Origin of the sequence: Burkholderia sp. R-40, assembly GCF_049942845.1 — a bacterium.
GTDB classification, from domain to species: domain Bacteria; phylum Pseudomonadota; class Gammaproteobacteria; order Burkholderiales; family Burkholderiaceae; genus Burkholderia; species Burkholderia ambifaria.
Genome location: NZ_CP187967.1, coordinates 908,668 through 935,317 on the forward strand (window position 1 = coordinate 908,668; position 26,650 = coordinate 935,317).

The 26,650-nt window shown below is 68.3% G+C and carries 27 protein-coding genes; 6 read left to right on the forward strand and 21 right to left on the reverse strand.

Annotated elements, in window-relative coordinates:
* Nucleotides 1-65: 65 nt before the first annotated feature.
* The 5 genes from ACP26O_RS04115 to ACP26O_RS04135 all read right to left on the reverse strand — a co-directional run bounded on the left by ACP26O_RS04115 (nucleotide 66) and on the right by ACP26O_RS04135 (nucleotide 5,513).
* Nucleotides 66-1,172 carry an MraY family glycosyltransferase gene (locus ACP26O_RS04115; RefSeq protein ID WP_012363239.1) on the reverse strand — a complete coding sequence of 369 codons (1,107 nt, stop codon included), beginning with the start codon at nucleotides 1,170-1,172 and terminating at the stop codon, nucleotides 66-68.
* A 27-nt stretch (nucleotides 1,173-1,199) separates the two neighbouring features.
* Nucleotides 1,200-2,222 (reverse strand): UDP-glucose 4-epimerase GalE, encoded by a 1,023-nt coding sequence (gene galE, locus ACP26O_RS04120; protein ID WP_011656147.1) that lies wholly within the window; start codon nucleotides 2,220-2,222, stop codon nucleotides 1,200-1,202.
* Between the two features lie 14 nt (nucleotides 2,223-2,236).
* Nucleotides 2,237-3,373, reverse strand: a complete 1,137-nt coding sequence (locus tag ACP26O_RS04125; protein ID WP_175660947.1) for a glycosyltransferase family 4 protein — start codon at nucleotides 3,371-3,373, stop codon at nucleotides 2,237-2,239.
* A 62-nt stretch (nucleotides 3,374-3,435) separates the two neighbouring features.
* Nucleotides 3,436-4,260, reverse strand: coding sequence for a glycosyltransferase (locus ACP26O_RS04130; RefSeq protein ID WP_175664127.1), 825 nt, complete (start codon nucleotides 4,258-4,260; stop codon nucleotides 3,436-3,438).
* Entirely contained in the window at nucleotides 4,257-5,513 is a 1,257-nt protein-coding gene (locus tag ACP26O_RS04135; protein WP_175664126.1) for a lipopolysaccharide biosynthesis protein, read from the reverse strand. Before ACP26O_RS04135 ends, ACP26O_RS04130 begins: the two co-directional genes overlap by 4 nt.
* Before the next feature lie 242 nt (nucleotides 5,514-5,755).
* On the opposite strand from ACP26O_RS04135, the gene ACP26O_RS04140 reads away from it, so the two are divergent.
* The 4 genes from ACP26O_RS04140 (at nucleotide 5,756) to waaA (ending at nucleotide 10,671) form a co-directional block, all read left to right on the forward strand.
* Nucleotides 5,756-7,150 carry a phosphomannomutase/phosphoglucomutase gene (locus ACP26O_RS04140; RefSeq protein ID WP_012363244.1) on the forward strand — a complete coding sequence of 465 codons (1,395 nt, stop codon included), beginning with the start codon at nucleotides 5,756-5,758 and terminating at the stop codon, nucleotides 7,148-7,150.
* 174 nt (nucleotides 7,151-7,324) lie between these two features.
* Nucleotides 7,325-8,320 (forward strand): lipopolysaccharide heptosyltransferase I, encoded by a 996-nt coding sequence (waaC, locus tag ACP26O_RS04145; protein ID WP_175664125.1) that lies wholly within the window; start codon nucleotides 7,325-7,327, stop codon nucleotides 8,318-8,320.
* Nucleotides 8,321-8,381: 61 nt separating this feature from the next.
* Nucleotides 8,382-9,266 (forward strand): Kdo hydroxylase family protein, encoded by an 885-nt coding sequence (locus ACP26O_RS04150; RefSeq protein WP_011656152.1) that lies wholly within the window; start codon nucleotides 8,382-8,384, stop codon nucleotides 9,264-9,266.
* 37 nt (nucleotides 9,267-9,303) lie between these two features.
* A complete protein-coding gene (gene waaA / locus ACP26O_RS04155; RefSeq protein ID WP_175664124.1) occupies nucleotides 9,304-10,671 on the forward strand; it encodes a lipid IV(A) 3-deoxy-D-manno-octulosonic acid transferase in 1,368 nt (455 codons plus the stop codon).
* Between the two features lie 60 nt (nucleotides 10,672-10,731).
* On the opposite strand, the gene ureG is transcribed toward waaA, so the two are convergent.
* The 16 genes from ureG to hemN all read right to left on the reverse strand — a co-directional run bounded on the left by ureG (nucleotide 10,732) and on the right by hemN (nucleotide 25,381).
* The gene (gene ureG, locus ACP26O_RS04160) at nucleotides 10,732-11,379 is read right to left on the reverse strand and encodes an urease accessory protein UreG (RefSeq protein ID WP_011656154.1); all 648 of its coding nucleotides are present in this window, start codon (nucleotides 11,377-11,379) and stop codon (nucleotides 10,732-10,734) included.
* Between the two features lie 14 nt (nucleotides 11,380-11,393).
* A complete protein-coding gene (locus ACP26O_RS04165) occupies nucleotides 11,394-12,074 on the reverse strand; it encodes an urease accessory protein UreF (RefSeq protein WP_126227285.1) in 681 nt (226 codons plus the stop codon).
* Nucleotides 12,061-12,657, reverse strand: a complete 597-nt coding sequence (gene ureE, locus ACP26O_RS04170; RefSeq protein WP_426356294.1) for an urease accessory protein UreE — start codon at nucleotides 12,655-12,657, stop codon at nucleotides 12,061-12,063. The genes ACP26O_RS04165 and ureE overlap by 14 nt, the downstream gene beginning before the upstream one ends.
* 17 nt (nucleotides 12,658-12,674) lie before the next feature.
* On the reverse strand, nucleotides 12,675-14,381 hold the full coding sequence (gene ureC, locus ACP26O_RS04175) for an urease subunit alpha (RefSeq protein WP_011656157.1): 1,707 nt from the start codon (nucleotides 14,379-14,381) through the stop codon (nucleotides 12,675-12,677).
* Nucleotides 14,382-14,411: 30 nt separating this feature from the next.
* Nucleotides 14,412-14,717, reverse strand: coding sequence for an urease subunit beta (locus tag ACP26O_RS04180; protein WP_006752109.1), 306 nt, complete (start codon nucleotides 14,715-14,717; stop codon nucleotides 14,412-14,414).
* 14 nt (nucleotides 14,718-14,731) lie between these two features.
* On the reverse strand, nucleotides 14,732-15,034 hold the full coding sequence (gene ureA, locus ACP26O_RS04185) for an urease subunit gamma (RefSeq protein ID WP_006406310.1): 303 nt from the start codon (nucleotides 15,032-15,034) through the stop codon (nucleotides 14,732-14,734).
* A gap of 237 nt (nucleotides 15,035-15,271) precedes the next feature.
* Nucleotides 15,272-16,147 (reverse strand): urease accessory protein UreD, encoded by an 876-nt coding sequence (locus ACP26O_RS04190; protein ID WP_175664122.1) that lies wholly within the window; start codon nucleotides 16,145-16,147, stop codon nucleotides 15,272-15,274.
* A 243-nt stretch (nucleotides 16,148-16,390) separates the two neighbouring features.
* Nucleotides 16,391-17,083 carry an urea ABC transporter ATP-binding subunit UrtE gene (urtE, locus tag ACP26O_RS04195; RefSeq protein WP_012363253.1) on the reverse strand — a complete coding sequence of 231 codons (693 nt, stop codon included), beginning with the start codon at nucleotides 17,081-17,083 and terminating at the stop codon, nucleotides 16,391-16,393.
* A gap of 4 nt (nucleotides 17,084-17,087) precedes the next feature.
* Nucleotides 17,088-17,945 carry an urea ABC transporter ATP-binding protein UrtD gene (gene urtD / locus ACP26O_RS04200; protein WP_006752106.1) on the reverse strand — a complete coding sequence of 286 codons (858 nt, stop codon included), beginning with the start codon at nucleotides 17,943-17,945 and terminating at the stop codon, nucleotides 17,088-17,090.
* On the reverse strand, nucleotides 17,942-19,126 hold the full coding sequence (gene urtC, locus ACP26O_RS04205) for an urea ABC transporter permease subunit UrtC (RefSeq protein WP_175664121.1): 1,185 nt from the start codon (nucleotides 19,124-19,126) through the stop codon (nucleotides 17,942-17,944). Before urtC ends, urtD begins: the two co-directional genes overlap by 4 nt.
* A 1-nt stretch (nucleotide 19,127) precedes the next feature.
* On the reverse strand, nucleotides 19,128-20,747 hold the full coding sequence (gene urtB / locus ACP26O_RS04210) for an urea ABC transporter permease subunit UrtB (protein WP_165751007.1): 1,620 nt from the start codon (nucleotides 20,745-20,747) through the stop codon (nucleotides 19,128-19,130).
* A 141-nt stretch (nucleotides 20,748-20,888) separates the two neighbouring features.
* On the reverse strand, nucleotides 20,889-22,196 hold the full coding sequence (gene urtA / locus ACP26O_RS04215; protein WP_105831568.1) for an urea ABC transporter substrate-binding protein: 1,308 nt from the start codon (nucleotides 22,194-22,196) through the stop codon (nucleotides 20,889-20,891).
* A 367-nt stretch (nucleotides 22,197-22,563) separates the two neighbouring features.
* Entirely contained in the window at nucleotides 22,564-22,887 is a 324-nt protein-coding gene (locus ACP26O_RS04220; RefSeq protein WP_006752102.1) for a rhodanese-like domain-containing protein, read from the reverse strand.
* Between the two features lie 11 nt (nucleotides 22,888-22,898).
* A complete protein-coding gene (locus ACP26O_RS04225) occupies nucleotides 22,899-23,555 on the reverse strand; it encodes a protein-L-isoaspartate O-methyltransferase family protein (protein WP_011656163.1) in 657 nt (218 codons plus the stop codon).
* Nucleotides 23,556-23,659: 104 nt separating this feature from the next.
* Nucleotides 23,660-23,917, reverse strand: coding sequence for a hypothetical protein (locus ACP26O_RS04230; protein ID WP_006752100.1), 258 nt, complete (start codon nucleotides 23,915-23,917; stop codon nucleotides 23,660-23,662).
* Between the two features lie 72 nt (nucleotides 23,918-23,989).
* Nucleotides 23,990-25,381 (reverse strand): oxygen-independent coproporphyrinogen III oxidase, encoded by a 1,392-nt coding sequence (gene hemN / locus ACP26O_RS04235; RefSeq protein WP_175664120.1) that lies wholly within the window; start codon nucleotides 25,379-25,381, stop codon nucleotides 23,990-23,992.
* A gap of 171 nt (nucleotides 25,382-25,552) precedes the next feature.
* Between hemN and ACP26O_RS04240 the strand changes: the two genes are divergently transcribed.
* Together ACP26O_RS04240 and ACP26O_RS04245 are read left to right on the forward strand one after the other, a co-directional pair.
* Nucleotides 25,553-25,870 carry a YkgJ family cysteine cluster protein gene (locus tag ACP26O_RS04240; protein WP_175664119.1) on the forward strand — a complete coding sequence of 106 codons (318 nt, stop codon included), beginning with the start codon at nucleotides 25,553-25,555 and terminating at the stop codon, nucleotides 25,868-25,870.
* 134 nt (nucleotides 25,871-26,004) lie between these two features.
* Nucleotides 26,005-26,586 (forward strand): DUF1439 domain-containing protein, encoded by a 582-nt coding sequence (locus ACP26O_RS04245; protein WP_426356295.1) that lies wholly within the window; start codon nucleotides 26,005-26,007, stop codon nucleotides 26,584-26,586.
* Nucleotides 26,587-26,650: the final 64 nt, after the last annotated feature.

Sequence of the window (26,650 nt, forward strand, 5' to 3'; positions counted from 1 at the left end):
GACTCATCCGTCATCGGGGCCACGCGTCGTCGCGTGAACCGGCAACACGCCGGTCATCCACCCCCTCAATGCCCGCGTCTTTCCTTCCTCACGACCATCCACCTAGGCACCTTGAACCTTACGATGCTGAGATAAAGCCACACATAAGTGAGCGCGAACAGCACGACAAAAACGAACAGATGCACGGTGTGCCGCCAGAACAGCGTCGCCGGAATCACCGCAACGAGGCACAGCAGCCAAAGATAAGGCGACGTCAGCGAATTTCGCCGCGTCAAATCATGCGCATGCTTGGTGCCGACAGCCCAACGCATCAGCCGCTTGTACACGAGCATGTGCAGGTGCACGCCATCCGGAATCCCCGGCGACATCCCGCGAATGAACTTCTTGCGATAGATCGAGAAGCAGGTCTCGAAGATCGGATACATGAACAGCAGCACCGGATACCACGCGGACACTTCGCGGTTGCGCATCACCAGCATGATCGCGAGTTCGGCGAGCATGAAGCCGATGAAATACGCGCCGCCGTCGCCGAGGAAGATCAGCCCGGCCGGGAAATTCCACAGAAAGAAGCCGAGCACGGCGCCCATCATGATGATCGACGCGGACATCACGACCGGGTCGTTGACGTGGAAAGCGACGTAGGCAAGCGACGCGAACATCATGAAGCTGACCATCGACGCGAGGCCGTTGAAGCCGTCGATGATGTTGATCGCGTTCGCCAGCGCCGCGACCGCGAGCACGGTGATGAACGCCGAAATGGCGACGTAGTGGAGCAGGAAGTCGAGCGGCGGCACGCTGATGCGCGTGACCGCGATGTTCAGCAGCCAGAACGCCAGCGCGGCGGCGCCCATCGTGCACAGCAGCCGCGCGCGCGGCGACACGCGTTTGGTCAGGTCCTCGACGAGCCCTGACAGGAACGCCGGCAGCCCGCACGCGACGATCCCGAGAATGCTGCCGGAGATCGTCGGGTAGCGCCGGGACAGCACCAGCGCGGCAACGACGACGCCGGCGAGGATCCCGATGCCCCCGACGCGCGGCACCGGCCGCACGTGGAATTTCTGCACGCCGGCCAGGTCGCTGTCGATCGAGAATTTCTCGTGCAGATGCGCATAACGCACGATGAACAACGTGACGAGCAGGGAGACGATGAAGCCGGACGCGAAGCTGAGCATGGGATCGCTCGAAAAATGGACAGCGGATTATACAAAACCGCGCGGGTTCGCCTCCTGCCATTTCCAGTGGTCGGCACACATCTCGTCGATGCCGAGCGTCGCGCGCCAGCCGATGAGGTCGGCCGCGGCCTGCGGATTCGCGTAGCACTCGGCGATGTCGCCCGGGCGGCGCGCGACGAGTTCGTACGGCACCGGGCGGCCCGACGCCTTCTCGAACGCGCGCACGACTTCCAGCACGCTGTAGCCCTGGCCCGTACCGAGGTTCACGACGAAGCTCGCGTCGCGCGTCGCGAGCGCGTCGAGCGCGGCGATGTGCCCCTTCGCGAGATCGACGACGTGGATGTAGTCGCGCACGCCGGTGCCGTCCGGCGTCGGGTAGTCGGAGCCGAACACGCGCAGCTTCTCGAGCTTGCCGACCGCGACCTGCGCGACGTACGGCATCAGGTTGTTCGGGATGCCGGCCGGATCCTCGCCGATCAGCCCGCTCGCATGCGCGCCGACCGGGTTGAAGTAGCGCAGCGTCGCAACGCGCCACGACGGGTCCGAGACCTCGAGATCGCGCAGGACCTGCTCGGCCATCAGCTTCGACTGGCCGTACGGGTTGGTCGCGGACAGCGGGAACGATTCGTCGATCGGCGAGCGCTCGGGCACGCCGTACACGGTCGCCGACGAGCTGAACACGAACTGCCTGACGTTGCGCTCGCGCATCACCTTGAGCACGGTCAGCAAGCCGCCGATGTTGTTCTGGTAGTACTCGAGCGGCTTCGCGACCGATTCGCCGACCGCCTTGAGCGCCGCGAAATGGATCGTGCCGGTGATCGGATGCGCGTCGAACACTTTCGCGAGCGCGGCTTCGTCGCACACGTCGACCTGGTGGAACGCGGGCGTCCTGCCCGTGATCTTCTCGATGCGCCGCACGGACTCGGCCTTGCTGTTGACGAGGTTGTCGACGATCACGACATCGTAGCCGTTGTCGAGCAGCTCGACGGCCGTGTGCGAGCCGATGTAGCCCGCACCGCCGGTAACGAGGATGGTGCCTTTAGCGGTCATGCTGATGCGCTCCTTCAGAGTGTGATGCCGGTCAATGTATGAATGGTCTGCCGGTAACGTTCGACGACTTGCTGCTCGTCGAATTCCTCGGCCACCTTGCGGCGGCCGCGCGCGCCCATCGCGTCGCGTCCGCCACTCCCGAGTTCGATCATGCGGACCAACTGCTCCGCGAGGCTCGCGCTGTCGCGTACGCGGCACAGGAAGCCGGTTTCGCCGTCGGCGACCACGTCGCGGCAGCCCGGCACGTCGGTCGCGACGATCGGGCGGCCCATCGCGGACGCTTCCATCAGCGTGCGCGGCACGCCCTCGCGGTACGACGGCAGCACGACGCAGTCGGCCGCTGCGATGTGCGGGCGCACGTCGTGCGCCTCGCCGAGATACTCGACGACGCCTTCGCTAACCCACGCGTCGACGTCCGCGCGGCTGATCGCGCTCGGGTTGTCGACACCGAGCGGCCCGAGCAGCTGAAAGCGCGCGTCCGGGTAGCGGGCACGCACCACGCGCGCGGCCTCGACGTACTCGCGCACGCCCTTGTCCCACAGCAGCCGGCCGATCAGGATGAACACCGGGCCGTTGCCGCCGGGCAGCGGCACCGGCGCGAACTGGTCGAGATCGACGCCTTCGCCGTGCAGCAGCCGCGCGCGATCCGGGTGCGCGAGCAACTGCTCGTCGGTGAAAGTCGCGAGATCGTCGCGGTTCAGGAACCAGACTTCGCGCGGGAAGCGGAACGCGAACCGGTACAGGCGTTTCGCGACGCTCGCCGCGCGGCTTTTCTGGATGAACACGTAGCCGAGGCCGGTGGTGACCGCGATCGACGGCACGCGCGCGAGCCACGCGGCGACCGATCCGTAGATGTTCGGCTTGATCGTGTAATGAAACACGAGCGCGGGCCGCAGCGCGCGGTAATGGCGCACCAGCGCGGCGAGCGTGCCGAGATCCTCGCGCGGGCTCGTGCCTTTCGACGCGACGGCGAGCGCGACGTAGCGGCAGCCCATCTGCTCGAGCAGCGGCACCGTGCGGTCGTGCGGCGCGATCACGACGACCTCGGCGCCGCGCGCGACGAGCGCACGGATCAGCCCGTGGCGGTACGTATAGATCGCCCAGGCCGTGTTGCAGACGAGCGCGATGCGCAGCGAGGAGGTAGCGGACATGAAAATAAAGAAAAAATAAAGCGTCGAAAATGCCGGGCGTGAACAGACCGCGTGAACAGACCCTAAGCGGACGGCCGCGCCGCGAACAGCGTCTGCTTGATCCGCTGCAGCGTACGGTACGGCGTCACGAAATGCAGCAGGTTCTTGGCGAGACCGGCCCAGTCGTACGGGTTCAGCGCGTTGAAGTGACGCAGCAGCAGCGACAGCGTCGAGATCAGCTGGCGGCGGCGCCGGGTCGCGCTGATCCCGCCCTCGTTGAGCTCGTAGTAGAGGCCGAGCTCGGGCAGGTTCGCGCAATCGTAGCGTTGCATTAACCGTAAAAAAAGATCGAGATCCTCAGCCGCACGGTACTTCGCGCGGTAGTTGCCGACTTCGCGCACTGCGTCGACTCGCAGCATGACCGACGGGTGCACGAGCGGCGAGCGCAGGAAACGCGTGCGGCGCAGCATGCGCGGATCGGCCGGCGGCGTCAGCATGAAGCGCGGTTCGCCGGCGCGCGACACGACCTGCGTCCACATGCCGACGCAGGCGACTCGCGGATGGGCATCGAGATACGCACGCTGCTTCGCGAGCCGCCGGGGCGCGGCGAGGTCGCCGGCGTCGATGCGGGCCGCATAGCGGAAGCCGCGCGCCGCGAGCGCGTCGATGCCGGCCTCGAGCGCGCGCTCGATGCCGCCGTTTTGCGGCATGCGCAGCACCTCGACGGCGAGGCCGGGCAACGCGGGCGCGACGATCGGCGGCGTGCTGCCGTCGTCGACGATCAGCACGTGCACCGGCGCGTCCTCGCTGAACGACGCGAGGGTGCGGGCGACGTCGTCGTGTCCGTTGTAGGCCGGCATCAGCACGGCCACGTCGTCGAGCGGGAGCGGGCAAGCGGGAGACGTCATGGGCGCAGCCTGAAACGAATGTAATAAAAATTAACGGCGATGGCGGCGACATAGCCGGCCGCCAGCCCGACGAGCGCCCCGTACAGGCCGAGCCGGGGGATGGCGAACACGTTGACGAGCGCGGCGATCGCGAGCGCGAGCACCCATTTCGCCAGCAACACGAATTTTGCTTGATATTTGAGAACGATAAGATTGCCTATCGCCTCGATGCCGGCCGGCACGGACAGCCAGACGGCCCAGCGGAAGATGTCGACCGACGCCTCGTAGCCGTGGCCGAACACCTTGCCGACGATGAGCGGTGCGGCCGCGTCGAGCACCAGCGCGCCGGCCGTCATCAGGCCGGCGGTCATCGCGGTCAGCCGGACGATGTTGCGGCGCAGCCGCGCGACGTCCTGCACGCGGTACACGAACGCGGGCGCGATGGTCTGCGCGAGCATCAGCGCGAGCGTGATCCAGTTCTCGTTGAGCTGCTGGGCCGCCGCGTAGCGGCCGAGGTCGGAGAACGACACGTGACGCTCGAGCATCAGACGATCGAGCTTCAGGAACAGGTACATGCAGATCAGGCCGAGCCAGAACACGGTGCCGGCAGTGGCGAAGTGCCTGAACAGCGGTTTGTCGAACGTCCAGCCGAGCGTGCCGCCGTTACGATGGCGGTAGTACAGCACGAGCGCGAAGCCGATCGCGGCGGCCTCCAGCGCCCACAGCCACGCGAAGCGGGCAGGGCCGGCGGCCGCGCGCACCAGCAGCCAGACGAGCAGCGCCTTCGCCAGCGCAGTGACCATGCTGGTCATGAGCTGCGGCTTGCTGTAGGTCATGCTCTGCAGCCATGCGTTGATCACGCCGACGAACGGCTCGCGGAACACCATCGTGACCGCGAGGCCCGCGAGCATCGCGCCGACGAGCGGGTCGAACGCACCGGCGCCGATCGCGATCCAGGTCGCGACGAGCGCGACGGCGGACACGCCGATGCGCAGCGCGAACGCGCTGCCGAGCACCGCGCCGAGTTGCGCGGGCGGGCGCTGGACGATGGTCGGAACCAGGATTTCGGCGCCGCACACCCAGGTGAGCGGCGCCAGTACGAGGAGAAGCGTATTCGCATACTGCCATTTGCCGAACACGTCCGGCCCGAAATAACGGGCCAGAAGGCCACTGATCGCGATCGCGACGCCGATCTGCGTGAGCCGTTCGAGCCCGAGCCAGACGAGATTCGCGACGGCCTTCGCGACGTCCGGATTGCCGAATCGCTTCAGCATGCGGGGCGGCCGCACGCGCTGGAGGCGGCCGGCAGGGCGCCGGGAGGCGGGAGGTTGGCGGCGGCGGAACGGCTAGGCATTAAAATGGACAGAATGCGCGTCATCAAAACCCGGGATTATAAGTTGGATCGCGGCCGCACCAGCCGCCCGGTTCCTTGTCGCGCAAGGCCCGCATGTATGATGCCGGGCACGCGCGAAAGGCGGCCAGATTATTTTCCATGCACGCAACCGAGAGAGAATCGATGATCTCCCAATCCATCTTCAAGGCATATGACATTCGCGGTGTGGTCGGCAAGACGCTCGACGCCGACACGGCGCGCGGGATCGGCCGGGCATTCGGCAGCGAAGTGCGCGCCCAGGGCGGCGACGCGGTTGTCGTCGCGCGCGACGGCCGCCTGTCGGGGCCCGAGCTCGTCGGCGCGCTCGCCGATGGCCTGCGTGCGGCGGGTGTCGACGTCGTCGACGTCGGCATGGTGCCCACGCCGGTCGGCTATTTCGCGGCGAGCGTGCCGCTTGCACTGAAGGGCGGCGAACGCCGCGTCGATTCGTGCATCGTCGTCACGGGCAGCCACAATCCGCCCGACTACAACGGCTTCAAGATGGTGCTGCGCGGCGCGGCGATCTACGGCGAGCAGATCCAGGCGCTGTACCGCCGCATCGTCGACGAGCGCTTCGAAACGGGCAGCGGCACGTTCGAGGAATTCGACGTCGCGGACCAGTACATCGCGCGCATCGTCGGCGACGTGAAGCTCGCGCGCCCGCTGAAGCTCGTCGTCGACGCCGGCAACGGCGTCGCGGGCCCGCTCGCGACGCGCCTGTTCAAGGCGCTCGGCTGCGAACTCGTCGAGCGCTTCACCGACATCGACGGCACGTTCCCGAACCACCACCCCGATCCCGCGCATCCGGAAAACCTGCAGGACGTGATCCAGGCGCTGAAGGACACCGACGCCGAACTCGGCTTCGCGTTCGACGGCGACGGCGACCGCCTGGGCGTCGTCACGAAGGACGGCCAGATCATCTACCCGGACCGCCAGCTGATGCTGTTCGCGGAGGAAGTGCTGTCGCGCAACCCGGGCGCGCAGATCATCTACGACGTCAAGTGCACACGCCATCTCGCGCAGTGGGTGAAGGCGAAGGGCGGCGAGCCGCTGATGTGGAAGACGGGCCATTCGCTCGTGAAGGCGAAGCTGCGCGAGACGGGTGCGCCGCTCGCCGGCGAGATGAGCGGCCACGTGTTCTTCAAGGACCGCTGGTACGGCTTCGACGACGGCCTCTACACGGGCGCGCGCCTGCTGGAGATCCTCGCGAAGACGGCCGATCCGAGCGCGCTGCTGAACGGCTTGCCGGACGCGATGAGCACGCCCGAGCTGCAGCTCTGGCTCGACGAAGGCGAGAACTTCCGCCTGATCGACAAGCTGCAGAAAGAGGCGAAGTTCGACGGTGCCGAGGAAGTCGTGACGATCGACGGCCTGCGTGTCGAGTATCCGGACGGTTTCGGCCTCGCGCGTTCGTCGAACACGACGCCTGTCGTCGTGATGCGGTTCGAATCGGAGACCAAGGAAGGGCTCAAGCGCATTCAGGAGGACTTCCGCCGCGTGCTGACGGCCGCGAAGCCGGACGTCAAGCTGCCGTTCTGAACCCCGGCGGCCTGCGGGCCGCCGCCGGCGCGACGCTCGAACGGGCCGTCGCGCCATCCCCGAAAAGCGGCGCACGCTCACACGTGCGGCCGCTTTTTGTCTGTCTGACGTCCCGGGCGCGATAAAATCGCGTCTTTATGCCTGTCGCCGGCTATCCGCCGGCGTTTTTTCAGCGTGCAAAAGATCCTGATCGTGCGCGTGTCGTCGCTGGGCGACGTCGTGCACAACATGCCGGTGATCGCCGATATCCGGCGCCGCCACCCCGATGCGCAGATCGACTGGCTCGTCGAGGAGAGCTTCGTCGACCTCGTGCGGCTCGTCGACGGCGTGCGCAACGTGCTGCCGTTCTCGCTGCGCCGCTGGCGCAAGAAGCCGTTCTCGGCCACGACGTGGCGCGAGATCCGCGCGTTCCGCAAGCGGCTCGTGGCCGAGCAGTACGACCTCGTGATCGACTGCCAGGGTCTGATCAAGACGGCCTGGGTCGCGAGCTGGGCGCGCGGCCCGCTCGCCGGCCTCGGCAACCGCACCGACGGCGCCGGCTACGAATGGCCGGTGCGCTTCTTCTATCGCCAGCGCGTGCCGATCGCGCCGCGCACGCACGTGGTCGAGCGCTCGCGCCAGCTGGTCGCGGCCGCGTTGGGCGACCCGGCGCCGACGCCGGCCGATCCGGTCGATTTCGGCCTCGATACGCGCGCGGCGGCGCTCGCGGTCGCGGCGCTCGGCCTGAACCTCCCGGTGCCGTACGTGGTGTTCGTGCACGCGACGTCGCGTGCCGACAAGCAGTGGCCGGACGCCGCGTGGATCGAGCTCGGCCAGGCGCTCGTGCGGCGCGGCGCGTCGCTCGTGCTGCCGTGGGGCAACGATGCCGAGCGCGCGACCAGCGAGCGGCTCGCGAAGGAGTTCGGCGCGGCGGCGATCGTGCCGCCGAAGCTGTCGCTGCCCGCCGTCGTCGGCCTGATCGACGGCGCGGCCGCGACCGTCGGGGTTGATACAGGTCTGGTTCACATCGCGGCCGCGCTCAAGCGTCCGACGGTCGAACTGTACAATTTCGCAACGGCCTGGCGCACCGGCGGCTACTGGTCGCCGAACGTCGTCAATCTCGGCACGGCGGGGCAGCCGCCGTCGATCGCGCAGGTGAAGGCGGCGCTCGCGGGCTTCGGTCTGCTGTGATGCACGTCACGCCTGTCCTGTCTCTCCTGCCCCTCCTGCCCGTCACGCACGCGAACCGATCATGAGCGAATCCCAGATCATCGAAGTCCCGTCCGCCGACTGGAGCGGACACAACCTGTCGGCGCCGCGCGAGCAGCTGCTGGCCGCGGTCGAGGAGGGCAAGGTACTGTATTTCCCGCACCTGCGCTTCGCGATCGAAGGCGGCGAGGAAGCGCTGCTCGATCCGTCGCTCGCCGATCCGAAACGCAAGAACATTAGCCTCGCGCCGAACGGCGGCGTGCTCGCCGGCGTGCTCGGCGACAGCGTCACGCAGTCGGCCGTGCGCGCGCTCGTCGCGCGCTTCCAGCAGCAGGCCGGCACGCTCGTCGATGGCCTCTTTCCCGAATACCGCGGCAAGCTGCGCGTCGCGCCGACGAGCCTGCGCTTGATGCAGGTCGAGACGCGCCAGACGTCCTGGCGCAAGGACGACAGCCGGCTGCACGTCGACGCGTTCCCGTCTCGGCCGAACTACGGCGAGCGGATCCTGCGCGTGTTCACCAACGTGAACCCGGCCGGCCAGCCGCGCGTGTGGCGCGTCGGCGAGCCGTTCGAGGACGTCGCGAAGCGCTTCCTGCCGAAGATCCGGCCGCAGTTGCCGGGCTCGGCGTGGCTGCTGAACCTGCTGCACGTGACGAAGTCGCCGCGCAGCGCGTACGACCACCTGATGCTGAACCTGCACGACGGGATGAAGGCCGATCTCGATTACCAGAAGACCTGTCCGCAGCAGACGATGCCGTTTCCGCCCGGCAGCGTGTGGATATGTTTCTCGGATCAGACTTCGCACGCTGTGATGTCCGGCCAGTTCATGCTCGAGCAGACCTTCTTCCTGCCGGTCGACGCGATGGTGCGGCGCGAATGCGCGCCGCTGGGGATTCTCGAGCGCCTGACCGGCCGGGCGCTGGTTTGAGCGCGCCCCGCATCCTTCGCGGTGACGGAGCCCGCGCATGCTGAGGGCGATCTATCGCGCGCTGTGGTGGCTCGTCGCGCCGATCGCCGTGATCCGGCTCCTGGTGCGCTCGCGCAAGGAGCGCGGCTACCGCGAGCACATCGCCGAGCGCTTCGGCCAGGTCGCGGGCCGTTCGCCGGACGATCGCGCGCCGCTGATCTGGGTGCATGCGGTGTCGGTCGGCGAGACGCGCGCCGCGCAGCCGCTGATCGACGCGCTGATACGTACGCGTCCCGACGCGCGCATCCTGCTCACGCACATGACGCCGAGCGGCCGCGCGACCGGCGAGCAGATCTTCGGCGACCGCGTGCTGCGCTGCTACCTGCCGTACGACATGCCGGGCGCGGTGCGGCGCTTCCTGCGCGCGTGGCGGCCGACGCTCGGCCTCGTGATGGAAACCGAGGTGTGGCCGACGCTGATCGACGAGTGCCGCCGCGCGGACGTGCCGCTCGTGCTGACCAACGCGCGGATGTCCGCGCGCTCGCATCGGCGCGCGGCGAAGTTCGGCGCGGCCACGCGCGACGTGTTCGGCGGTTTCTCGCGCGTGCTCGCGCAGAGCCCGGCCGATGCGGAGCGGCTGACGTCGCTCGGCGCGCGCAACGTGACGGTGCTGGGCAACCTGAAATTCGACATGACGACGCCGCCGGAGCTGGCCGCGCGCGGCCATGCATGGCGCGACGCGATCGGCACGCGGCCCGTGTGGGTCGCCGCCAGCACGCGCGAGAACGAGGAGGCGCTGGTGCTGCAGGCGTTCGCCGCGATGCGCACGCCGGGCGCGCTGCTGATCCTCGTGCCGCGCCATCCGCAGCGTTTCGGCGAAGTCGAGGCGCTCGTCGAGCGCAACGGGCTCAAGTGCGTGCGGCGTTCGGTGTGGGGTGCGGACGCGGCGGCCCTCGCGGCCGGCCGGCCCGCTGCGGCGGAACCGTTGCCGGCCGACGTGACGGTGTTGCTCGGCGATTCGATGGGTGAGCTCGGCGCGTACTACGCGGCCGCCGACGTCGCGTTCATCGGCGGCAGCCTGCTGCCGCTCGGCGGGCAGAACCTGATCGAGGCATGCGCGGTCGGCGTGCCGGTGCTGATCGGCCCGCACGTGTTCAACTTCACGCAGGCGACCGCCGATGCGGTCGCGGCCGGCGCGGCGATGCAGGTCGCGGATCCGCTCGATCTCGCGCACGTGCTCGACGCGCTGTTCGCCGACAACGCGCGGCGCATCGCGATGGGCGCGGCGGGGGCCGCGTTCGCGGCGCGCCATCGCGGCGCGACCGCGCGCTCGGTCGACGTGCTCGCGGCGTTGCTGCCGCCGGTCGAGCGCGGCAGCGGCGCGATGCGTGGCGCAACCGACGCGTCGGAACCATCCGACGACTGAGCGGGCGGCGCGAAGCCGCCCTTGGGCAGGCGAGGCGGCAGCGGGCCGCCGCGCCGCCGCTCACACCGTCAGCAATCCTTTCTTCTCGATGAACGCGACCACGTCCGCGACGCCGTCGAGCGCCTTCAGGTTCGTCATCACGTAAGGCCGCTCGCCGCGCATCTTCTTGGTGTCGGACGCCATCACGTCGAGGTTCGCGCCGACGAGCGGCGCGAGATCGGTCTTGTTGATCACGAGCAGGTCGGACTTCGTGATCCCGGGGCCGCCCTTGCGCGGAATCTTCTCGCCGCCGGCGACGTCGATCACGTAGATCGTCAGGTCCGACAGCTCGGGGCTGAACGTCGCCGCGAGATTGTCGCCGCCCGATTCGATGAACACGATGTCGGCATCGGGAAAGCGCGACAGCATCCGGTCGACGGCCTCGAGATTGATCGACGCGTCCTCGCGGATTGCCGTGTGCGGGCAGCCGCCCGTCTCGACGCCCATGATGCGCTCCTCGGGCAGCGCGCCCGCGACGGTCAGCAGGCGCTGGTCTTCCTTCGTATAGATGTCGTTCGTGATCGCGACGAGGTCGTAGCGCTCGCGCATCGCCTTGCACAGCATTTCGAGCAGCGTGGTCTTACCGGAGCCGACCGGGCCGCCGATGCCGACGCGCAGCGGCGGCAGTTTCTTGGTGCGGCGGGCGGGGGAGAGAGCGGGTGCGTTCATGGCGTGGATCGGGTTCAGGAGCGGAACAACCGCGAATACTGGGTTTCGTGCCGCGCGGACAGGATGCCGAGCTGCGGCGCGAACGTGTTGACGGCGTCGGGCGGCGTGGCGAGCGCGCGGCGCACGGCCGCGTCGATCGCGCCGCGCAGCGCGACGATGATGCGTTGCCCGGCAAGCTGGCCGAGCGGCACCGCTTTCAGCGCGGCCGACGTCTGGTTCTCGACCCAGCCGAACGCGTACGCGGCGAGCACGGCATCGGCGCTCGCGTCGTGCGCGGCCGCCGCGTAGGCGAACGCGGTCGGCAGCGCGATCGGCGAAATCGTCGCGAGCGTCGCGCGGCGCGCGGCATCGCCCCATTCGAGCGACGTGCAGAGCTGCGCGAGCGACCAGCCCATCTGCTCGGTTTCGCGGCGCAGCTCCGCCGATTCGCGGCTCGCGACGAACCATGCGTTCTCGCGCGCGAGCGCATCGGCGTCGTGCGCGTGCCAGCGTGCGAGCTGGTGCGCGAGGAACGGCAGTTCGCCGTGCGCGAGCACGTCGGTCAGCCCGCTCGCGATCCAGTCGCGCGCGGTGTCGGCGTCGCGGATCAGGTTCGCGTCGAGCGCGGCTTCGAATCCCTGCGAATAGCTGAACGCGCCGATCGGCAGCGCGGGCGACGCGAGATGCAGCAGCGCGACGAGCTCAGTGGTGGTCATGGCCGTGGTGGCCGTGCGTGCAGCCCGGACCATGCTGGTGATCGTGATCGTGATCGTGCGAGTGGCCGTGGTGCTCGCCGAATACCTGCTGCGCGAGCGCGTAATCCTCGGCGAACGTCGCGTCATGTCCGTGCTTGTGGCCACCGCCGTACGCACCGGCTTCCGGCTGGAACGGCGCGCTCGTGGGTTCGACCTGCGTGCCGAGCCGGCGCAGCATGTCCGCGAGCACCGGATCGGCTTCGAGCTTCAGGTAGCCGTCGCCGATCTCGACCGGCGTGTGACGGTTGCCGAGGTGATACGCGGCGCGCATCAGCGTGAGCGGATCGCCCGCGCGCACGAGCAGCACGGTCTCGGGCGCCGCGGCGATGCGCACGAGCGCGCCGTCGTCGGCGACGAGCACGTCGCCGTCGCGCAGCACGGTGCCGCGCGGCAGCAGGACCGCGACGTCCTCGCCGGTATCGAGCGTGGCCGCGAGGCGGCTCTTGCAGCGGGCGTCATAGGCGAGCGTGAGCGTCGGCGCGCGCGCGACGAGCGACGCGGCGAGTTTCACGTTCGGGGCAATGCGTTTGTCGAGGGTGCGCATGGAACGAAAACCGGAAATCAGAACAGGAAATAGCGCTGCGCCATCGGCAGCACCGACGCCGGCTCGCAGGTGAGCAACTGGCCGTCGGCGATCACGTCGTAGGTTTCGGGGTCGACGCTGATCGACGGGCGCCATGCGTTGTGGATCATGTCGGCCTTCGTCACGTTGCGGCAGTTGCGCACCGGCACGATGCGCTTCGCGAGCCCGTAGCGTTCGGCGATGCCCGCGTCGGCCGCCATCTGCGACACGAAGGTCAGCGACGTGCGCGCCAGCGCGCCGCCGCGTGTCGCGAACATCTCGCGGTAGTGGACCGGCTGCGGCGTCGGGATCGACGCGTTCGGGTCGCCCATCTGCGCGACCGCGATCATCCCGCCCTTCAGGATCATCGACGGCTTGATCCCGAAGAACGCCGGTTCCCACAGCACGAGGTCGGCCCACTTGCCGGGTTCGATCGACCCGACTTCGTGCGCGATCCCGTGCGTGATCGCCGGGTTGATCGTGTACTTCGCGACGTAGCGTTTCGCGCGGAAGTTGTCGTTGCGGGCGCCGTCTTCCGGCAGCGCGCCGCGCTGCACCTTCATCTTGTGCGCGGTCTGCCAGGTGCGGATGATCACTTCGCCGACGCGGCCCATCGCCTGCGAGTCGGACGACAGCATCGACAGTGCGCCGAGATCGTGCAGGATGTCCTCGGCCGCGATCGTCTCGCGGCGGATCCGCGATTCGGCGAACGCGAGATCCTCGGCGATCGACGGATCGAGGTGATGGCACACCATCAGCATGTCGAGATGCTCGTCGAGCGTGTTGATCGTATACGGACGCGTCGGGTTGGTCGACGACGGCAGCACGTTCGCCTCGCCGCACACCTTCAGGATGTCGGGCGCATGGCCACCGCCCGCGCCTTCGGTGTGGTACGTGTGGATCGTGCGGCCCTTGAACGCGGCGACCGTCGATTCGACGAAGCCGGCTTCGTTCAGCGTGTCGGTGTGGATCGCGACCTGCGTGTCGGTGTCGTCGGCCACCGACAGGCAGTTGTCGATCGCGGCGGGCGTCGTGCCCCAGTCTTCATGCAGCTTCAGGCCGATCGCGCCGGCCGCGATCTGCTCGACGAGCGGCTGCGGCAGGCTCGCGTTGCCCTTGCCGAGAAAGCCGAGGTTGATCGGCCAGCCGTCGGCCGCCTGCAGCATCCGCTCCATGTGCCACGGGCCCGGCGTGCAGGTCGTCGCGTTGGTGCCGGTGGCCGGCCCCGTGCCGCCGCCGAGCATCGTCGTGACGCCCGACGCGAGTGCCTCGTCGATCTGCTGCGGGCTGATGAAATGGATGTGCGTGTCGATGCCGCCCGCGGTGACGATCAACCCTTCGCCGGCGATCACTTCGGTCGCGGCGCCGATCGCGATCGTCACGCCGGGCTGGATGTCCGGGTTGCCGGCCTTGCCGATCGCGGCGATGCGGCCGTGCTTGATCGCGATGTCGGCCTTCACGATGCCCCAGTGATCGAGGATCACCGCGTTCGTGATGATCGTGTCGGGCACGTCGGCGGCCACGCGCTGCGACTGGCCCATCCCGTCGCGGATCACCTTCCCGCCGCCGAATTTCACTTCCTCGCCGTAGATCGTGTAGTCGCGTTCGATCTCGATCAAGAGTTCGGTGTCGGCGAGCCGCACGCGGTCGCCCGTCGTCGGCCCGAACATTTCCGCGTACGCGCGGCGGCTCAAGCGTAATGTCATGGTGCTGTTCCTGAAGAGTGGGGGCGCGGCTTACAGCGGCCCCATCACCTTGCCCTGAAAACCGTAGACGGCGCGGTCGCCGGCCAGCTCGACGAGCTCGACGGTGCGCGTCTGGCCCGGCTCGAAGCGCACGGCGGTGCCGGCCGCGATGTTGAGCCGGAAGCCGCGCGCGGCCGCGCGGTCGAACGACAACGCGTCGTTGGCTTCGAAGAAGTGGTAGTGCGAGCCGACCTGCACCGGCCGGTCGCCGGTGTTCGCGACGACGACCGTCAGCGTCGGGCGGCCTGCGTTCAGTTCGTGCTCGCCGTCGTCGGTGAGGATTTCGCCGGGGATCATGCGGGGGGCCTCGCTCACGGAATCGGGTGGTGGACGGTGACGAGCTTGGTGCCGTCCGGAAAGGTCGCCTCGACCTGGATGTCGGGGATCATCTCCGGCACGCCATCCATCACGTCGTCGCGCGTGAGCAGCGTCGTGCCGTAGTGCATCACCTCGGCGACGGTCTTGCCGTCGCGCGCGGCTTCCATCAGCGCGGCGGTGATGAATGCGACCGCCTCCGGATAGTTGAGCTTCAGACCGCGCGCGCGACGGCGCTCGGCCAGCAGCGCCGCCGTGAAGATCAGCAGCTTGTCCTTTTCTCGGGGAGTCAGTTTCATGAAGGCAATCGTTCAGGAAAACGTAATTTTTTATCGGGGCGCGGGGTTCCGGCACAGGCGCGGGCCATCGTAGCACCGCGCGTTTTTTCCGTGCGTCGTGTATCCGTTATGTAAGCAGCAAGGTGCGTGCCATGCCGATAAAACGTGCGGCGATGCGCGTTCGTGGTGCGCGATGCATGAATGGCGGGCAGCGCGGGCGACGGCGCTGCGCCGAAACGGTGCGCGCCGGGCGCGCGTTCAGGTTTGCCAGAGGCGCAGCGGCCGCGCGTCGACACCGTGCACGATCGGTCGCAGGTAAAGCCAGCAGTCGGCGAAATGACGCTGAAGCGCTTCCATCGAGGTCGACAGCGCGCGCACCAGCACGACGCCGGGCGTCACGCAAGTCGCGCCCGTGCGCAGCGTATCGTCGAACGGCATCCGCGCGGCGAGCGCTTCGGCCAGTGCCGCATCGCACGCGGCGCCGGCGGCCCACAGCGTGCCGTACACCGGAAAGCCGGCGAGACCCTGCAACGCGCCGCGCAGCGGATCGTGCGCGTCGAGCAGCGCGCGCTCGGTCCACAGCGGCCGTCCGTCGGCATCGACGAGTGCCGAGCGCGACGCGATGCGGCCGGCCGACCACGTTTCGCCAGCCGCCTGCCTGCCGAGTAGCGTCGCGTCCCAGCCGATCGCGCTCGCGCCCGCGCCGAGCGTCACCGTGAAGTCGAGCGCGGCGTGGGCCGCGTCGAAGAACAGGTTGTTCTGCGGCAGCCAGTCGAGCTTCGCGTGCGCGCCGACCGTGATGCCGATGCGTTGCGTCGCGTCGAGACTGTTCGACTTGTACCACTTGGTCGCGCCGGGCGTCGTCAGCACCGCATGCGTGCCGTTGCCGAGCGCGATGCCGATGTCGAGCTGGTCGCCGCCCGCGACGCCGCCCGGCGGGTGAACGATGACCGCGTGGCAGATCGCGTCGCCTTCCGGATACAGCGGCCGCTGCACGCGCAGCGGGCCGTCGTGCAGCCGGTGCACGAGCGTCGTGCGCGCGCCGTGCCGTTCGAAGCCGAGTTCGAGGCGACCGCGCCACGATTTGGCGACGGAGGGGCGGGACAGCGAGGCGTGAGAATCAGGGGCGGACATCGGTGCAAAGCAGGGGACGGGCGCGGTGAACGAGGATGCTACCGCAACAATATACGCTTCGGCGGTCGCGTTGCAGGCTCACGCAACGTCGCTCGCAAACCGTGCCGTTTTGCGAGCGTGGGCCCGGCATGCGTTGCCCGGCGACGCGCCAGCTCGAAGCACCGGATCGATGCGTCGGACGATGCGTCGGACGATGCGTCGGAGCGGTAACCGGAAGCGATGCCCCTCCGGCGCCCGTGCCTGCTACACCGCGATCAGCTCGCGCACGCCGTTCGCCTCCATGTCCCGCGCATCGCCGCCCGCGACGACCTCGCCGCGGCTCATCACCCAGTAGTGGTCCGCGATCGAGCGCGCGAAGTCGTAGTACTGCTCGACGAGCAGCACGGTCATCTTCGATTCGTCGACGAGCTGGCGCAGCGTGCGCCCGATGTCCTGGATGATCGACGGCTGGATGCCCTCGGTCGGCTCGTCGAGGATCAGCAACTGCGGCTCGCTCATCAGCGCGCGGCCGATCGCGAGCTGCTGCTGCTGGCCGCCCGACAGGTCGCCGCCGCGCCGTGCGCGCATGTCCTTCAGCACCGGGAACAGCTCGTAGATGCGCTCGGGCACCGACGAGCGCGCCTTGCGGCTTGCCGCGCCGACGAGCAGGTTTTCCTCGACGGTCAGCCGCGGAAAGATGTCGCGGCCCTGCGGCACGTACGCAAGCCCGGCCGCGACACGTGCATACGGCGGCAACGCGCCGAGCGGCGTGCCGCGCCACGACACGCTGCCGCTTTTCGCGGCGACGACGCCCATCAGGCAGCGCAGCAGCGTGCTCTTGCCGACGCCGTTGCGGCCGAGCAGCACGGTGAGCTTGCCGTCTTCGGCGGCGAGGTTCACGTTGCGCAGGATATGACTGCCGCCGTAGTACTGGTTCAGTGCGTCGATCTTCAGCATCGCATCATCTTCCGAGGTAGGACTCGATCACCGCGTCGTCGCGCTTGACCTGGTCGAGCGTGCCGTGCGCGAGCACCGCGCCATTGGCCATCACCGTCACGCGGCCCGTGTCGCCCGCGAGCGCCGCGACGAAGTCCATGTCATGCTCGACGACCATCATCGAGCAGGTGCCGCGCAGCGTGTTCAGCAGCGCGGCGAGTTCCATCGTCTCGTGATCGGTCATCCCGGCCGCCGGTTCGTCGAGCAGCAGGAGGGCGGGGCGCTGCATCAGCAGCATGCCGATCTCGAGCCGCTGCTTCTGCCCGTGCGACAGCTCGCCGGCCGCGCGATACGCATCGCTTTCCAGGCCGATCAGTGCGAGCGTTTCCTCGATCTTCGCCTGCGCGGTGCGGTCGAGCCGCGCGCGCAGCGACGCGAGCCAGCCCTTGTCGGTCTGCATCGCGAGCTCGAGGTTTTCCCACACCGGATGCTGTTCGAACACGGTCGGCTTCTGGAACTTGCGGCCGATGCCCGCGCGCGCGATTTCCGGCTCGTTCATCCGGGCGAGATCGATCGTCTGGCCGAGAAACACCTTGCCCGCATCCGCGCGCGTCTTGCCGGTGATCACGTCCATCATCGTGGTCTTGCCCGCGCCGTTCGGGCCGATCACGCAGCGCAGCTCACCGGCGTCGATCGCGAGCGACAGCTTGTTCAGCGCGCGAAAGCCGTCGAAGCTGACTTCGATGTCCTCGAGATAGAGGATCGTGCCGTGCGACGTGTCGATGCCGGGCGGCACCACGCGGCCCATCGATGCGGTGCCGCTGACGGTCAGCAGCTCGTCTTCGGCCGGTGGCGTGAACTGGTAGAGGGCCGTGCCGTTCATCCGCGTTTCCCCTTCGCAAGCAGCGTATCGACGAGGCCCATGATCCCGCGCGGCAGCAACAGCGGCACCAGCACGAAGATCAGGCCGAGAAAGAACAGCCAGTATTCGGCGAAGTACGCGGTGAAGAAACTCTTCGCGCCGTTCACCGCGAACGCGCCGACGATCGGCCCGATCAGCGTGCCACGCCCGCCCACTGCGACCCAGATCGCCATTTCGATCGAGTTGCCGGGCGACATCTCGCCGGGATTGATGATGCCGACCTGCGGCACGTACAGCGCGCCCGCTATGCCGCACAGCACGGCCGACAGCGTCCACACGAACAGCTTGTACGCGAGCGGGCTGTAGCCGAGGAACATCAGCCGCGTCTCGCCGTCGCGCACCGCGGTGACCACGCGCCCGAGCTTGCTCGTGACGATCGCGCGCGCGGCGATGAACGCGAGCACGAGCGTCGCGAAGGTCAGCAGCAACAGCACCGTGCGCGTGCCGGGCGACGTGATCGCAAACCCGGCGATGCGCTTGAAGTCGGTGAAGCCGTTGTTGCCGCCGAAGCCCGTCTCGTTGCGAAAAAACAGCAGCATCGCGGCGAACGTCAGCGCCTGCGTGATGATCGACAGGTACACGCCCTTCACGCGCGAGCGGAACGTGAAGAAGCCGAACACCCACGCGAGCACGGCCGGCACGAGCACGACCAGCGCGAGCGCCCACGCGAGATGCTGCGTGCCGCTCCAGTACCAGGGCAGCTGATGCCAGTCGAGGAACACCATGAAGTCGGGCAGGTCGCTGCCGTACTTGCCGTCGCGGCCGATCTCGCGCATCAGGTACATGCCGATCGCATAGCCGCCGAGCGCGAAGAACAGCCCGTGGCCGAGACTGAGGATGCCGCAGTAGCCCCACACGAGATCGAGCGCGAGCGCGGCGATCGCGTAGCACATCAGCTTGCCGCCCAGCGTCATCGCATACGCGGACAGATGGAACGCGCTCGACTCGGGCGCGACCAGCGCGGCCAGCGGCACGCCGACGCCGATCGCGATGCACAGCGCGACGAGCGCGAGCCACGCGCGGCGCGACAGCAGCGCGGGGCGCGGCGGCAGGCCGAGCGCGAAGCCTTCCTTCGCGGGCGCGGCGGCGGGCTTTGGCGCGCCGGCGACCGGGTTCGACAACGAATCGGTGATTGAAGTCATGTCACGCCTCCGCGCTGCGGCCCTTCGGGGCGAACATGCCCTGCGGACGTTTCTGGATGAACAGCACGATCATCACGAGCACCGCGATCTTCGCGAGCACGGCGCCCCAGAACGGTTCGATCGCCTTGCTGACGAGACCGAGCCCGAAGCCGCCGAGCACGGTGCCGGCGATCTGGCCGACGCCGCCGAGCACCACAGCCATGAACGAATCGATGATGTAGTTCTGCCCGAGATCGGGGCCCACGTTGCCGATCTGCGACAGCGCGCAGCCGCCGAGGCCCGCGATGCCCGCGCCGAACGCGAACGCATACGCATCGACGCGCGCGGTCTTCACGCCGACGCACGCGGCCATCCGGCGGTTCTGCGTGACCGCGCGCACGAACAGGCCGAGCCGCGTCTTCGTCAGGACCGCCCACGCGACGAACACGACCGCGAGCGCGAATGCGAGGATCGCGAGCCGGTTGTACGGCAGGATCAGGTTCTGCATCACGGTCACGCCGCCGCTCATCCACGACGGGTTCACGACCTGCACGTTCTGCGCGCCGAACAGCATGCGCGTCGCCTGGATCAGGATCAGGCTCACGCCGAACGTCGCGAGCAGCGTCTCGAGCGGGCGGCCGTACAGGTGCCGCAGCACGAGACGTTCAAGCACGATGCCGACCAGCGCCGCGGCCGCGAACGACACGGGCACCGCGACGAGCGGATACCAGTCGAACGCGGCCGGTGCATGGCGCTGGATCAGTGTCTGCACGACATAGGTTGCGTACGCACCGATCATCAGGAATTCGCCGTGCGCCATGTTGATCACGCCGATCAGCCCGTACGTGATCGCGAGGCCGAGCGCCGCGAGCAGCAGCACGCTGCCGAGCGACAGGCCCGCGAACACGGTGCCCACGATCTCGCCGCGGCGCTGCAGCGCGTGCAACGTGTCGAGCCCTTGCTGCGCGGCTGCGCGTACGCGCGCGTCGGGTTCGGTGTAGCTGCCGTCGGCGTTCTTCGCGACGAGCGGGCGCAACTGCTCGATCATGTCGAGATCGCTGCGCGCGGCCACCACCTGCACGGCGTCGAGACGCTTCGCCGGATCGGCATCGTGCAGCGCGGCGATGGCCCACAGTGCGTCGAGGCGGCGCTTCAATGCCGGGTCGGTTTCCTTCGCGCGTGCGCGCTCGATCATCGGCTTGAGTGCCGGGTCGGGCGACTTCAGCAGCGCGTCGATCGCGTCGCGACGCGCGGCGACGTCGGGCGATGCGAGCGCGAGCCCCGACAGCGCGGCGGCGATCTTCGTGCGCAGCAGGTTGTTCAGCATCACGGGCTGCGCGTCGCCGGCCGGCGTCGCGGCCTGCGTCAGCGCATCGTGCGCGGTGTCGCCGGTCTGGATCAGCAGGCGGCCGTCGCCGGTCGCGAGCGCGTCGCCGGTCGACAGCGCATTGAGCAGCGCGACGGCGCGCGGATCGGCATCGGCGGCGATCCGTTCGATCGCGGTCGTTTTCGCGTCGAAGTCGTCGCCGGCGAGCGCGGCGGTATCGGCGGCCGTCAGGGCGAACGCGGCGCGCGGCAGCGCGCAGGCCAGCGCGGCACAGGCGACGACCGCGACGGCGGCGCGGCGAAAGCGGGTGGGCATCGGGAGATCCTGTGGGGCGTGGAAAAGCGAATGCGTGCGGCGGTGCGCGGGCGCGTGCGGTTCGTCACCGCACGCGCGGCAGCATGCCCGCGGCAGCCTGCGAGCGGAGCGCCACGCCGGTGCGCGGCGCTCCGCATCGCATCAGGCGAGCGCCGCGCGCTGCCGCCGCAGGAAGGCCGGGATCGAGCTGACGACGTCCGGCTTGCCCTGGTTGCCCGCGATGAACGGGCTCCACGGCTGCGCGCGCACGGCCGTCTTCGTCTTCCACACGACGTTGAATTGCCCGTCGCCGCGAATCTCGCCGATCATCACCGGCTTGTGCAGGTGGTGGTTGCCGTCCATCGACAGCGTGAATCCCGACGGCGCGACGACGCTCTGGCCGATCATCGCGACGCGCACCTTGTCGACGTCGGTGCTCTTCGCCTTCTCGACGGCCTGCTTCCACATGTGGATGCCCACGTAGGTCGCCTCCATCGGGTCGTTGGTCACGCGCTTCGCGCCGCCCGGCAGGTTGTTCGCCTTCACCCACGCGGCGAACTGGTCCTTGAACTTCGTGTTCGTCGGGTTCTTCACCGACATGAAGTAGTTCCATGCGGCGAGATGGCCGACGAGCGGCTTCGTGTCGATCCCGCGCAGTTCTTCCTCGCCGACCGAGAACGCGACCACCGGCACGTCGGTCGCCTTGATCCCCTGGTTGCCGAGTTCCTTGTAGAACGGCACGTTCGAATCGCCGTTGATCGTCGAGATCACGGTCGTCTTGCCGCCCTGCGCGAAGGTCTTGATGTTCGCGACGATCGTCTGGTAATCGCTGTGGCCGAACGGCGTGTAGACCTCCTGAATATCGGCGTCCTTCACGCCCTTCGATTTCAGGAACGCACGCAGGATCTTGTTGGTCGTGCGCGGATACACGTAGTCGGTGCCGAGCAGGAAGAAACGCTTCGCGCCGCCGCCTTCCGCGCCCATCAGATACTCGACGGCCGGTATCGCCTGCTGGTTCGGCGCGGCGCCCGTATAGAACACGTTGCGCGACATTTCCTCGCCTTCGTACTGCACCGGGTAGTAGAGCAGGCCATTCAGTTCCTCGAACACCGGCAGCACCGACTTGCGCGACACCGACGTCCAGCAGCCGAACACGCACGCGACCTTGTCCTGCGTGAGCAGCTGGCGCGCCTTCTCCGCGAACAGCGGCCAGTTCGAGGCGGGATCGACGACCACCGGCTCGAGCTTGCGGCCCATCACGCCGCCGCTCTTGTTGATGTCGGCGATCGTCATCAGCGCCGTGTCCTTCAGCGACGTTTCGGAGATCGCCATCGTGCCCGACAGCGAATGCAGGATGCCGACCTTGATCGGGCCCGTGCCCGCATCGGCCGCTTGCGCGAACGGACTCTTGCCCGCCAGCGCGAGTGCACCGGCCATCGAACCGAACTTCAGCAGACTGCGACGTTTCATCGGGTTCCCCTTGACGTGTTGGATGTGCGTGCGCCGTGGCGGCGCCGGCATCGTAGTAACGCAAGGCATGTGCCAGTCGCGCGGATGCACGCTGGGCGTGCCTGACCGCGGTGGCTCGAGGGGCGCACGCGGTGCACATGACGCGTCGTGCAGCATGCGCGATCCGTTGCGGTGCAGTCGCGCGGGCGCAAATGGTGCACGACGCGCTCGCCGGCGCACCGACGTCAACGGAAGGAGGGGGAAACATGGAAGCAGAAACGCAAACGGGCGCGCAAAGCGCGCCCGTTCGGCGGGGACCGGTGCGACCGGCGGCAATGGGCCGGTCGACGTGGCGGCGCGCGATGCGCCGCCGGGGTAGGTCGGTAACTCAGTAACGCGGCACGGACGGATCGACGTCACGCGACCACGCGTCGATGCCGCCCTGCAGGTTGTACAGCTTCGTGAAGCCGCGCGATTCGAGGAACATCGCGACCTGCGCGCTGCGCATGCCGTGATGGCACACGCAGACGATTTCGGCTTCGTCGTCGAGCTCTTCGCTGCGCGCGGGGATTTGCTGCATCGGGATCGACACGCTGCCGGCGATCTGCGCGGTCGAGATTTCCCACGGTTCGCGCACGTCGAGCACGACCGGCGCGGGACGCGCCGGATCGCGAAGCCATTCCGCGAGCATCGCGGCAGTCAGGATCTGCATGGGGCCGCCGCTCAGAACTTGAAACGCGACGGTTCGATCGCGTTGACGAGGTGGTCGACGTAGGTCTCGAACACGTCGGCGACACGGTACTGCTTGTCGTCGATGCGCGTGATGATCTGCGCCTTCATCACCGGACGGCCGCCGACGAACGCCGACAGGCGGCCGCCGATCTTCAGCTGTTCGAGCATCTGCTGCGGCACGACCGGCAGGCCGCCCGCGACGCAGATCACGTCGTACGGCGCCTTGTCGGGCCAGCCGAGCGAACCGTCGCCGAGCACGACTTCCGCGTTCGTCACGCCGTCGTTGCGCAGGTTGTCGGCCGCGAACTTCGCGATGGCCGGATCGATCTCGACGGCCGTCACGTGCAGCGTGCGATGCGCGAACAGCGCGGCGAGGTAGCCGGAGCCCGCGCCGATCACGAGCACGTTCTCGTGCTTCTTCACCGCCAGTTCCTGCAGCATGCGCGCTTCGACGCGCGGGAACAGCATCTTGCCGCGGCCGCCGGGCAGCGGCAGCTCGAGGTCGGCGAACGCGAGATCGCGATGTTCGGGCGACACGTAGTTTTCACGCTTGACGATCGACAGCAGGCCCAGGACGTCGAGATCCAGCACGTCCCACGGCCGGATCTGTTGTTCGATCATGTTGAAACGCGCGTTTTCGATATTCATGGTGTGGTCACGCAGCCAGGTCGGCCATCAGCGGGGATAGAGAAACTTCGTGATTGTACCAAACGGGGCGCCGGCGAAGCCTTCAGACGGCCTGCAACAGACCTTTACCCCTTGCTCTTCTTGATCTGCGCTTCGAACGCGAGGTCGAGCTTGCTCGCCTTGCGCGGTTTTTGGGGGCCGAACTGGTCGACGAACTTGACGAATTCGTCGAGCGGCAGCGGCTCGCTGCGCTTCTCGGCGGTGCCGCCCGAGCGGTCGACCAGATAGAACAGGCCGCCCGCCATCGCGACGGCCGCGAACTGCGGGTTGCCGGACCGGGTCTTCAGGCGTTCGACCGCGTGGGTCGCTTTGGTGGTGCGCATCGTGCGGGTTCTTGCAGGGGCGTTGAGCCCATTACTTTAGCAAACCGGCCGCCCGCATGCGGCCGCGCGGCGTCAGACGGTGCGCGAGTAGCGCTGGCGCGGCGTCCGGCCGAGGTAGGCGTCGAACGCCATCGCGATGTTGCGCACCACCATCCGGCCGGCCGGCTGAATCGTCAGGCGGTCGCCGGCGATCGTCAGCAGCCCGTCCTGCTCGAACCCGCGCAGCGCGTCGAGCTCGCGCGCGAAGTGATCGGCGAAGCGGATCCCGTGCGCCGCCTCGATATGCGAGAACGGCAGTTCGAGGTTGCACATCAGCTGCGTGATCACGTCGCGGCGCAGCCGGTCGTCGGCCGTGAGCCGCACGCCGCGCGCGATCGGCAGCCGGCCCGCGTCGAGCGCGGCGCCATAGGCCGGCAGATCCTTCGCGTTCTGCGCGTAGACGTCGCCGACCTTGCCGATCGACGACACGCCGAAACCGACCAGGTCCGTATCCGCGCGCGTGCTGTAGCCCTGGAAATTGCGCTGCAGCGTGCCGTTGCGCTGCGCGCGCACGAGTTCGTCGGTTGGCCGCGCGAAGTGATCCATCCCGATGTACACGTAGCCGGCCGACGTCAGCATGTCGATCGCGAGGCCGAGCAGCGCGATGCGCGTTTCGGGCGGCGGCAGCGTCGCGTCGTCGATCTGCCGCTGCATCTTGAACAGGTGCGGCATGTGCGCGTAGCCGAATACGGACAGACGGTCCGGCGCGAGTTCGATGATCGTCTCGAGCGTGCGCGCGAACACGGCGACCGTCTGGTGCGGCAGCCCGTAGATCAGGTCGACGCTGACCGAGTGGAAGCCCGTCGCGCGCGCGGCGGACATCAGGTCGGCCGTCATCGCGAGCGGCTGGACCCGGTTGATCGCCTGCTGCACGGCCGGATCGAAATCCTGCACGCCGAGGCTCAGCCGGTTGAAGCCGATGTTGCGCAGGTGGACGAGCCGCGCGGGCGTGACCGTGCGCGGGTCGATCTCGATCGAGAACTCGGCGTTGGCGTCCGGCGCGAGCACGAAATAATCGCGGGTGGTCGCCATCAGTTCGGCCATTTCGGCGTCGGACAGGAAGGTCGGCGTGCCGCCGCCCCAGTGCAGCTGCGTGACCGGACGCGCCGGATCGAACAGCGCGGCCTGCAGCGCCAGCTCGCGTTTCAGTTGCTCGAGATACGGGCGCGCGCGGCGATGGTTGTTCGTCGCGATCTTGTTGCAGCCGCAATAGAAGCAGGCCGTGTTGCAGAACGGGATATGGAAGTACAGCGACAGATCGCTCGACGACGCACCGGGATCGCGCGCGGCACGCAGGTAGTCGGCCGGGTCGAAATCGTCGCGGAACTGCAGCGCGGTAGGGTAGGACGTATAGCGCGGCCCGTTCGCGCCGTACTTCGCGAGCAAATCGGGACGGAACATCGTGTCGGCAGAACCGGAACTCATGGCGGCCTCGCGCTTTTCAGATGCGTTCGAGTATATAAACGCGCGTTTCGGCTGCATTGTGTAATAACGTCGCAGCCGGCGATGGCACAATGCGCGGTGGGCCGCCGCACGCCGCGTCCGGTTGCCGCACCGTTTTTTTGTCGTTTTTGAGAGAGTCGAGTGTCCGTCGAAATGCCTGTCCGTCCGGCGCCCGCCAATGCCCCGCCGCCGCATGCGTGCCGCGAGGGGTGCGGCGCGTGCTGCATCGCGCCGTCGATTTCGTCCCCGATTCCGGGGATGCCCGACGGCAAGCCGGCCGGCGTGCGCTGCGTGCAGCTCGGCGACGACCTGCGCTGCCGGATCTTCGGCCGGCCGGAGCGTCCCGCGTGCTGTTCGGGGCTGCAGCCGTCCGCCGAGATGTGCGGTGCGTCGCGCGACGACGCGCTCGCGTGGCTCACGCGCCTCGAGGTCGCGACCCAGCCGTCGTCCGGCACCGGCGCTTCCCGTTGACGCATGGTCGTGCACCGGCTCGCGCACGGAACCGGCGGCGCGTGCGCAAGCACTAACTTCGGTCCACGGCCCCGCTGCGGCGGCCGGGCCGATGGCACGATTGCCGCTTCGCCCGATACAGGAGATTGTCCAGCATGACCGCATCTTGCACGCCCGGCCGGCGCCGTTTCCTCGCCGTCTGTGCCGGCGCCATCGGCGTGTCGGTATCGCTCGCCGCCTGCGCGTCGACGTTCCCGTTCATCCCCGATCACTACACGTTCTCGCGCGGCGACGTGCAGAAAGCCGTCGCGCGCAAGTTCCCGTACCAGAAGACCGTCGCGCAGGTCGTCGACGTGTCGCTCGCGAATCCGGCCGTCAACCTGCTGCCCGACCAGAACCGTGTCGCCGTGCAGCTCGACGCGCATTTCGCGAGTCCGTTCCTGAGCGAGCCGGTGAGCGGCAAGTTCACCGTGTCGGGCCAACTGGCGTACGACGCGCCGAGCCGCTCGGTCGTGTTGAGGGCGCCGGCCGTCGACAGCCTCGTGATCGACGGCAATGCGCAGATGTACGCGCAACAGGTCGGCGCGGCCGCCGGCCTGCTCGCGACGCAGGTGCTGACCAACTATCCGATCTACACGTTCAAGCCCGAGCAACTGCAATTTGCCGGAGTGAACTACGAACCCGGTACAATTACGATTCTTACAAACGGCATACGCGTGGCGATCGTCGAAAAGTGACGACGTACCGCGCGCGGCCGGGCGGGCCGCGGCGGTGACGCGGCCCATTCTCTTTCGACTACTT

Excerpts from the sequence above, each read along its gene's own strand:
- ACP26O_RS04115 (WP_012363239.1), bottom strand. The coding sequence starts at position 1,172 with ATGCTCAGCTTCGCGTCCGGCTTCATCGTCTCCCTGCTCGTCACGTTG.
- galE (WP_011656147.1), bottom strand. The coding sequence starts at position 2,222 with ATGACCGCTAAAGGCACCATCCTCGTTACCGGCGGTGCGGGCTACATC.
- ACP26O_RS04125 (WP_175660947.1), bottom strand. The coding sequence starts at position 3,373 with ATGTCCGCTACCTCCTCGCTGCGCATCGCGCTCGTCTGCAACACGGCC.
- ACP26O_RS04130 (WP_175664127.1), bottom strand. The coding sequence starts at position 4,260 with ATGACGTCTCCCGCTTGCCCGCTCCCGCTCGACGACGTGGCCGTGCTG.
- ACP26O_RS04135 (WP_175664126.1), bottom strand. The coding sequence starts at position 5,513 with ATGCTGAAGCGATTCGGCAATCCGGACGTCGCGAAGGCCGTCGCGAAT.
- ACP26O_RS04140 (WP_012363244.1), top strand. The coding sequence starts at position 5,756 with ATGATCTCCCAATCCATCTTCAAGGCATATGACATTCGCGGTGTGGTC.
- ACP26O_RS04150 (WP_011656152.1), top strand. The coding sequence starts at position 8,382 with ATGAGCGAATCCCAGATCATCGAAGTCCCGTCCGCCGACTGGAGCGGA.
- waaA (WP_175664124.1), top strand. The coding sequence starts at position 9,304 with ATGCTGAGGGCGATCTATCGCGCGCTGTGGTGGCTCGTCGCGCCGATC.
- ureG (WP_011656154.1), bottom strand. The coding sequence starts at position 11,379 with ATGAACGCACCCGCTCTCTCCCCCGCCCGCCGCACCAAGAAACTGCCG.
- ACP26O_RS04165 (WP_126227285.1), bottom strand. The coding sequence starts at position 12,074 with ATGACCACCACTGAGCTCGTCGCGCTGCTGCATCTCGCGTCGCCCGCG.
- ureE (WP_426356294.1), bottom strand. The coding sequence starts at position 12,657 with ATGCGCACCCTCGACAAACGCATTGCCCCGAACGTGAAACTCGCCGCG.
- ureC (WP_011656157.1), bottom strand. The coding sequence starts at position 14,381 with ATGACATTACGCTTGAGCCGCCGCGCGTACGCGGAAATGTTCGGGCCG.
- ACP26O_RS04180 (WP_006752109.1), bottom strand. The coding sequence starts at position 14,717 with ATGATCCCCGGCGAAATCCTCACCGACGACGGCGAGCACGAACTGAAC.
- ureA (WP_006406310.1), bottom strand. The coding sequence starts at position 15,034 with ATGAAACTGACTCCCCGAGAAAAGGACAAGCTGCTGATCTTCACGGCG.
- ACP26O_RS04190 (WP_175664122.1), bottom strand. The coding sequence starts at position 16,147 with ATGTCCGCCCCTGATTCTCACGCCTCGCTGTCCCGCCCCTCCGTCGCC.
- urtE (WP_012363253.1), bottom strand. The coding sequence starts at position 17,083 with ATGCTGAAGATCGACGCACTGAACCAGTACTACGGCGGCAGTCATATC.
- urtD (WP_006752106.1), bottom strand. The coding sequence starts at position 17,945 with ATGAACGGCACGGCCCTCTACCAGTTCACGCCACCGGCCGAAGACGAG.
- urtC (WP_175664121.1), bottom strand. The coding sequence starts at position 19,126 with ATGACTTCAATCACCGATTCGTTGTCGAACCCGGTCGCCGGCGCGCCA.
- urtB (WP_165751007.1), bottom strand. The coding sequence starts at position 20,747 with ATGCCCACCCGCTTTCGCCGCGCCGCCGTCGCGGTCGTCGCCTGTGCC.
- urtA (WP_105831568.1), bottom strand. The coding sequence starts at position 22,196 with ATGAAACGTCGCAGTCTGCTGAAGTTCGGTTCGATGGCCGGTGCACTC.
- ACP26O_RS04220 (WP_006752102.1), bottom strand. The coding sequence starts at position 22,887 with ATGCAGATCCTGACTGCCGCGATGCTCGCGGAATGGCTTCGCGATCCG.
- ACP26O_RS04225 (WP_011656163.1), bottom strand. The coding sequence starts at position 23,555 with ATGAATATCGAAAACGCGCGTTTCAACATGATCGAACAACAGATCCGG.
- ACP26O_RS04230 (WP_006752100.1), bottom strand. The coding sequence starts at position 23,917 with ATGCGCACCACCAAAGCGACCCACGCGGTCGAACGCCTGAAGACCCGG.
- hemN (WP_175664120.1), bottom strand. The coding sequence starts at position 25,381 with ATGAGTTCCGGTTCTGCCGACACGATGTTCCGTCCCGATTTGCTCGCG.
- ACP26O_RS04240 (WP_175664119.1), top strand. The coding sequence starts at position 25,553 with ATGCCTGTCCGTCCGGCGCCCGCCAATGCCCCGCCGCCGCATGCGTGC.
- ACP26O_RS04245 (WP_426356295.1), top strand. The coding sequence starts at position 26,005 with ATGACCGCATCTTGCACGCCCGGCCGGCGCCGTTTCCTCGCCGTCTGT.